5 protein-coding genes are annotated in these 6,405 nt (G+C 41.3%); 1 reads left to right on the top strand and 4 read right to left on the bottom strand.

Translation table 11 applies throughout. From position 1 onward, the window contains the following. Together C1642_RS06345 and def are read right to left on the bottom strand one after the other, a co-directional pair. Positions 1–1,152: glutaminase (locus C1642_RS06345; RefSeq protein WP_103236081.1), on the bottom strand; the 1,152-nt coding region annotated here is incomplete at its 3' end. Between the two features lie 178 nt (positions 1,153–1,330). Then, on the bottom strand, positions 1,331–1,813 hold the full coding sequence (def, locus tag C1642_RS06340) for a peptide deformylase (RefSeq protein ID WP_000117814.1): 483 nt from the start codon (positions 1,811–1,813) through the stop codon (positions 1,331–1,333). A 234-nt stretch (positions 1,814–2,047) separates the two neighbouring features. On the opposite strand from def, the gene C1642_RS06335 reads away from it, so the two are divergent. Next, on the top strand, positions 2,048–3,346 hold the full coding sequence (locus tag C1642_RS06335; RefSeq protein WP_103236080.1) for an MFS transporter: 1,299 nt from the start codon (positions 2,048–2,050) through the stop codon (positions 3,344–3,346). A 63-nt stretch (positions 3,347–3,409) separates the two neighbouring features. On the opposite strand, the gene C1642_RS06330 is transcribed toward C1642_RS06335, so the two are convergent. Both C1642_RS06330 and C1642_RS06325 read right to left on the bottom strand, forming a co-directional pair. Then, complete coding sequence (locus C1642_RS06330) at positions 3,410–4,606, bottom strand: hypothetical protein (RefSeq protein WP_213064262.1); 1,197 nt, start codon at positions 4,604–4,606, stop codon at positions 3,410–3,412. A gap of 155 nt (positions 4,607–4,761) precedes the next feature. After that, positions 4,762–6,402: a thiamine pyrophosphate-binding protein gene (locus C1642_RS06325; RefSeq protein ID WP_016141928.1), complete on the bottom strand. Its 1,641-nt coding sequence runs from the start codon at positions 6,400–6,402 to the stop codon at positions 4,762–4,764. Between the last annotated feature and the right edge of the window lie 3 nt (positions 6,403–6,405).

The following is a 6,405-nucleotide window of genomic DNA, read 5'->3' as shown; positions in this document are numbered from 1 at the left end:
ATCAATCAGACGATCTACACCTTCTAAGAACATACGTTTACCCACATCGTGGATAAGTGAAATCTGGGTTAAATCAATCACGATTGTGCTTTGGTCAGTGGTCTCGTCTTGTAAAATACGCAACAACATTTCAGCTTCGGTAAATTTCAATACCCCTCGAAGCACATACACACTTAACGATGCATCTTTTCCTGTACGGTAATGACTTTGTACAATCGTTTGTGCAGAAGGCGTACCTTCCATGAGATGTAATCCCATGTCACGAGATAATCGCTCTAAAATATCGATTCCTCGAACGCTATGACCGTGCTCATCTAGTCGAGGTGAAAAAGCAGCAATACTAACTTGACCCGGCAGCACACCCAAAATACCGCCTGCTACACCACTTTTAGCAGGAATACCGACAGTTGAAAGCCAGTCACCCGCGGCATCATACATGCCACAGCTCATCATGACACTGAGTACTTGTCTCACTACAGATCGGTTCAGTAATCGTTTTCCAGTTTTAGGGTCGACCCCGCCATTGGCAAGCACACTGCCCATGCGTACTAAATCTTTAACTGTAACCATGATCGCACATTGACGAATGTAACCATTCACAATATCGACAGGGTCAGTTTCCAAAATCCCCACCGTGCGCAACATATAACCGATCGAAAGATTACGGTAGGCTGTTTTGACTTCCGAATCATAAACAGACTCATCAAAACTTAATTCGCGACCAGCAAGCTCGCTCATAAAACGTCGTAGAATTTCTGCACTATGCAAACCATGTTTGACCTGAATCAAGGAATGTACAGTAATTGCACCAGAGTTGATCATCGGATTTTTTGGACGACCATCTTTACCCAATGAAATTTCATTGAAGGCTTCCCCCGAAGGCTCTACCCCTACTTTCGCAAGAACTGCATCAATACCAAGTTGTTGTAAAACATAAGCATACACAAAAGGTTTAGAAATCGATTGTATGGTGAATTCAACATCATCATCGCCGACCGAATAAATTTCACCATCTACCGTAGACATTGCTAAAGCTAATCGATTTGGGTTTGCATTTGCCAACTCAGGAATATAATCGGCGAGATGACCGCTGTTATCGATGTCACAGGCTTCTATAACATTTGCCAAATAATCTGGGAGAGGGGTTTTCATGGTCAGTAACCTTAAATGAGGAGATTTACAACATCGCGCAAAATTTCAGCACAACCTGCTGATAATATTAAAATTATATCTTTTGTAATGAGTTAAAAATTACGATATAAATATTTTAATTCTGTTCTCTTATTTATTTCAAGCTCATTATAGGTTTTTCAAAACTTTAAACGGAAGATTAGCTTATTCTTTCTACAAACAAGATTCCATTTAAATGATCGACCTCGTGTTGAACAATACGAGCAGGAAAACCGTGAAAAATTGTTTCAACTGCTTCACCCTGAAGTGTTAAGTATTTCACCTTCACCATTTCTGCACGTTCAACTTGTCCACGCTCATCCGGTACACTTAAGCAGCCTTCTTCGCCCAAACACATTTCACTCGAAAATTCTAAAATTTCTGGATTTACCATGACCACAGCATTCATTTCAGGCGCATCCGGATAGCGTGGATTTGGTCGAGAAGCCACAATAATAACGCGTTTAGAGATATAAACTTGCGGTGCAGCAATCCCTACTCCATTGCGCTCAAGCATAGTTGCATGCATAGCGTCAGCAAGCTGATAAAGCCAATTACTGTTTAACTCATTTGCCGAAACGGGAGCCGCAATTAGTTTTAAAATATCTTCACCACGCTTCGCGACAGGTAAAACCACACTCATCCTTTGAATCTCTTATTAAACTGGCTATGACAAGTTTTATTGTGTCGCTGAACGCCCCAAAAGAAAAGTCATTCCTACATCTGTTTTTGTTTTATCTAAAGCGTTTTTTGTTTTAAAGCTTTTTGATCTGCGTAAGTCCAATCGGCGTTGCCCTATAGAACAAATTTTCTCCATTTACTTTTATTTCACTTTTCCATTAATATCCAAACTTCAATTACAACAATTAAGTAAAAAATGGATCAGGAATTAACTTTGCAGGACGCGAACTATCTTAATAAAGAAGATAAACGAACCCTTGCCCTTTCTTCATTGGGTGGAGCTTTAGAGTTTTATGATTTTGTGATTTATGTGTTTTACGCCAAAATCATTTCCGACCTCTTTTTCCCCAGCACACTTAGTCCGTTTTGGGCCATGCTCAATACTTACGGTATTTTTGCGGCAGGTTACTTTTTTAGGCCCTTAGGCGGGGTCGTCATGGCCCATTTTGGTGACTTGGTCGGGCGCAAAAAGTTATTTTCACTTTCTATTTTACTGATGGCACTGCCGACCCTGTTTATCGGGATTTTGCCCACCTTTGAAAATATCGGATATTTGGCACCGCTACTTTTATTACTCATGCGTGTGGTGCAAGGTATTGCAATTGGGGGTGAAATTCCAGCCGCGTGGACATTTGTGTCTGAACATGTACCTGAAAGAAAAATCGGACTGGCAAATGGGTTACTCACCGCTGGGCTATCTTTAGGAATTTTACTAGGCGCGCTCATGTCTTTATGGATTTCGCTGAATTTTAGTGAAGGACAAATCCATGACTGGGCATGGCGTATTCCTTTCATTGCAGGTGGTATTTTTGGTCTGGTCGCACTTTATTTACGAACTTATTTAAAAGAAACGCCTGTGTTTAAAGCTATGCAGGCTCGTAAAGAAATTTCAAAAGAAATGCCTATAAAACAAGTCTTAAAAACGCATAAAACAGCCGTTGCGATTGGTATGTTATTTACATGGTTTTTAACAGGCTGTGTGGTGGTGGTGATTTTAGCTATGCCAAATTTATTAACTGGTACGTTTGGCTTTGAGCGCGCACAGACTTTTGAAATGCAAAGTGCAGCTATTATCATGCAAATGGTCGGCTGTATTTTGGCAGGCTATTTTGCTGACCGTTTTGGCTGTGGCAAAGTCATGATGGTCGGTGCGCTTGCTGTGGCACTTACAGCGGCAGTTTTTTATAACAGTTTGGGGCACGCGGCACATTCAACCATTTTTGGTTTATATATGTTGTTGGGTCTATGCTCTGGTACTGTCGGCATGGTGTCGAGCAGTATGGTTAAAATGTTCCCCGCGCCTGTTCGCTTCTCGGGCATTTCATTTTCTTATAATTTATCGTATGCAATTGTTGGTGGTATGACACTGCCTTTAGTTCATTGGCTCAGCCAATATAGTGATATTGGTGCGATGTATTATATTTTCGCGCTAACCATTTTGGCCTTTGTAACTGCCTTTGTGTTTTGGAATAAGTTTGAAAAAAACAGGTATTAAAAATTTTCACTTATTAAATAAAAAACCACGCCGATTGCGTGGTTTTTTTTAATGCTGCTTATTTTAGAAAGTAAACCCGATATTAAAGTTAATACGGTATAGCCATTTATCACTATTTGGTGAAGTTGCAGAGGTATAACCCGTTGAGTTTGTAGAGCCACCAATAATGTTGGAGTTTTTACCCCACGTATAATCTGCCCAAACCATAAATGGTGAAGCAATAAACATCATCCCTGTGGTATTCATTTGCGAGTCTGACCAATCATCACGTTTTTTATCGAGATAACTATAGTCATTATAAAACTTAATGGCTTTTAGCTTGCCCATATTGGTCACAGGCAACGTATAAGCAAGGTTTAAACTGGCAATGGTTCCTTCCGAAGCAATGAAATAAGCAGGTGTAAAACCATTCGCCCCCATCAAAGTCATATCACTATTTACACCATCCGGATTTTTAGCATCGTATTGATAGTGAATGACAGAACTTTGTAAATTAAAGCGATTGTAGTTGTTTTCGGTATGCAAACCGACTGCATAATATTTGCCGTCTTTATCGGTCACTTTGTTATGTAACTGTGCAATCGCGCCAGAAACACCAAACTCCTGCTTACCAAAATCGGTTTCTAACTTGCGAACAATGCGGGTATTGATTTGATTGCGCTTTTCATTTTGATAGGCTTTTTGAGATGGAAATGCATTTCCTGCCAAATCATCATAAGTTGCACTCTCAGGTGAATAACGCAAGTTGGTCTCTAACATTTGCGGGTAGTAACCGAGTTTTACATCCCAATCTTTGTCGTGATAATTCCAGTTAAGTCCCGGCGCAATGTTATTTCCATACCCTAAAAAGAATGGAATGTGATAGGTCCAGCCATTTTGCGGATAGGGATAAATTGTAAAAGGTTTATAAACCAGACCTGCTTCAATGCTGTTATTGGCATTTAAGTTATAGCCAACGTATGCCTTTTCAATAGATGTTTTCTGCTGGTCTTGAAATAGATAGCTGGCGTTGATGTAAGCATCATCAAACTTACCTTTTAAATCGACTCTGAAAATATCAAAATAGAGCTTACCGAAACCGCGGTTTGGGCCTTCCCAATCTTCATAACGTTGATTTAACCGAACCACCCCACCTAACTTTAATGAGTCGTTGCCGTCATCACTTTTCCATTCAAGCAATGAGTCTTTTGCAAATGCATTGACGCTTACCCCCAGCGTAAGCGGTGCAATGAATGCCATGATCAATGAAGTCTTTTTCATCTCTACATCCTTGATTGAGTTCCAGCGTCCTGCTGGAACTTTATTTGTTTTACCTGTAAAACTTCGTTTTTATTGTTTTTTAGACAAAAAAATTTATCTAAAAAAAGGATGGCTTAGCAGCTCCCATCGCATATGTACTAAACCATCCAAACTGGTTAATACAATTTCTTTTGCGGTGGACCTGCGAAGTTTAATGGTCCAATCGAGTTCATATCGAGCTCGATCACGGTTGGCCCTTCAAAAGCAACAGCCTCTTGAATAACCGTTTTAAACTCATCTGCACTACCCACTTTCCAGCTTTTCACACCCATTGATTCGCCAAGAAGTTTATAGTCTGGAGTATGCAGTTCATTGAAATACTGGCGACCACCGAAGTAGTTATTTTGAATGCCACGCATTACGCCATAACCACCGTCATTCATAATCATTAGGACCATATTGGTGTTTTCTTGCACCATAGTTGCAATTTCACCAATACCAAGCATTAAGCCGCCATCGCCGACTAAACCAATTACTTTTTTGTCAGGGTTAGCAACTGAAGCACCGATTGCTGTTGCAAGGCCTAACCCAATTGCACCCGCAAGTGAGTGGATGTTTTGGTTTGGTGCTTGTACAGGGAATAAACGACTACCCCATGTACTACCCGACATGGTGATGTCACGTACAAAAATGCCGTCTTGAGGTAAAGCTGCACGTAAGTGATCACAAATTAAAGCGTATTGGTCGATTTGCTTACGCAGCGCATCAATTGCAGCCTGTTTAGCCGCTACTACAGCAGCATCGTAATCGGCATCAACTTTTGAAGTTCCTTGAAGCTGTTCTAACACACGTGTTAAGACATCTTTGGCATCGCCACAAATGAAGTTGCGGATTTTGTAATTACGTTGCTGAGCCACTGGGTTGGCATCTACCTGAATAATGTTTTCAGGGAATTCAACCGAATAAGTTTTGGTTTCATTACTACGTAAACGAGAACCCACCACAACCATTAAGTCAGCATCTTTTAATAATTGCTCAACGCCTGCCGAGTTATGGAACGCACCTAAACTACGTGGATGATCATCTGCCAACACACCACGGCCGTGTGTAGACGACACAACCGGAATACCTAAATCTGCAATTGCTTTCACTTCAGCAACGCTATTTAAAGTTCCACCACCAATCCAGAAAATTGGACGTTTTGCTTTTTTGATTTCGCTTACAAGAAGATCAATTTCAGCTTGCTCTGCCTGTGGCAACTCAAGTGCTTTGACTGGCCCAAGATTAAGTGGCAAATCAATTTCTGCTGCTTGTACATCAATTGGTAGCTCAACACTTACTGGCCCCATTGGAACTGTAGTTGCTACACGGATGGCTTCACGAATCACGCCAACGGCATTGTCTGGACTGGTAATACGGAACGCCGCTTTGCTTGATGCACGCAAGAATGTAAGTTGGTCTTTGGTTTCATGGATAAAGCTTGCATCACGGTCAAGATACTCACGCTCAACTTGACCAGTTAAATGCAATACAGGGCTACCCGCGTTCATTGCTTCAATCAGTGAACCTACCGCATTACCTGCCCCAGCACCTGTACTGGTCAACGCTACACCTAGACCTTTAAAACGCGAGTGTGCATCTGCCATGGTGACTGCACCCGCTTCACCACGGGCTGCGACAAAGCGCATTTTTTCACGGCGCCCTACTGCATCGGCAATAGGTAAATTGTGGATGGAAATAACACCATAAATACTATCAACTTGGTGCGCTTCTAAAACTCTTGCGATTGCTTCGCCTACATTTACACGTTCAGTCATGTC

The sequence above is a fragment of the Acinetobacter sp. AKBS16 genome, assembly GCF_002899995.1.
GTDB lineage: Bacteria > Pseudomonadota > Gammaproteobacteria > Pseudomonadales > Moraxellaceae > Acinetobacter > Acinetobacter baumannii.
This window is presented reverse-complemented; position numbering and strand designations above follow the sequence as displayed.

What these genes read in the sequence shown, in the direction of transcription:
- def (WP_000117814.1), bottom strand. Translation starts at nt 1,813, where the DNA reads ATGAGTGTGGTTTTACCTGTCGCGAAGCGTGGTGAAGATATTTTAAAA.
- C1642_RS06325 (WP_016141928.1), bottom strand. Translation starts at nt 6,402, where the DNA reads ATGACTGAACGTGTAAATGTAGGCGAAGCAATCGCAAGAGTTTTAGAA.
- C1642_RS06330 (WP_213064262.1), bottom strand. Translation starts at nt 4,606, where the DNA reads ATGAAAAAGACTTCATTGATCATGGCATTCATTGCACCGCTTACGCTG.
- C1642_RS06335 (WP_103236080.1), top strand. Translation starts at nt 2,048, where the DNA reads ATGGATCAGGAATTAACTTTGCAGGACGCGAACTATCTTAATAAAGAA.